Here is a 541-nt window from a genome sequence, read left to right on the forward strand (position 1 = left end):
GAACTCTTTCATGAAGTCGACCAACGCTTGCACACCTTCTAGCGGCATTGCATTGTAAATCGATGCGCGCATACCGCCCACCACACGGTGACCTTTTAGCGCCTTTAGTCCTTTTGCATCTGCAAGCTCAAGGAAAGTCGCGTCAAGTTCAGGCTTCGCTAATTGGAAAGGAACGTTCATTAATGAACGGTTCGATGGATGAACGCCGTTGCGGTAGAAATCAGACTGATCAATGTAATCGTAAAGCAGTTTTGCTTTTTCGCGATTCACTGTTTCAATGCTCTTAACGCCGCCTTGTGCTTTAAGCCATTTGAAAACAAGGCCAGACAAGTACCAAGCAAAAGTTGGTGGCGTGTTAAACATTGATTCTTTTTCAGCAAGAACTTTGTAATCAAGAATACTTGGTAACACTTGTTTCGCCATGCCGAGTAGATCGTCACGAACGATCGCGATGGCAATACCTGATGGGCCAATGTTTTTCTGAGCGCCCGCGTAAATCACACCGTATTTCGACACGTCGATTTCACGAGAAAGAATTGTC

Annotated in this window: 1 protein-coding gene; it reads right to left on the reverse strand. The window is 45.5% G+C overall.

The features are described from left to right. Nucleotides 1-541 (reverse strand): 3-phosphoserine/phosphohydroxythreonine transaminase (serC, locus tag R8N47_RS27810; protein ID WP_318186434.1); only part of this gene is annotated, 541 nt, incomplete at both ends.

Source organism: Vibrio sp. 2132-1 (assembly GCF_033344315.1).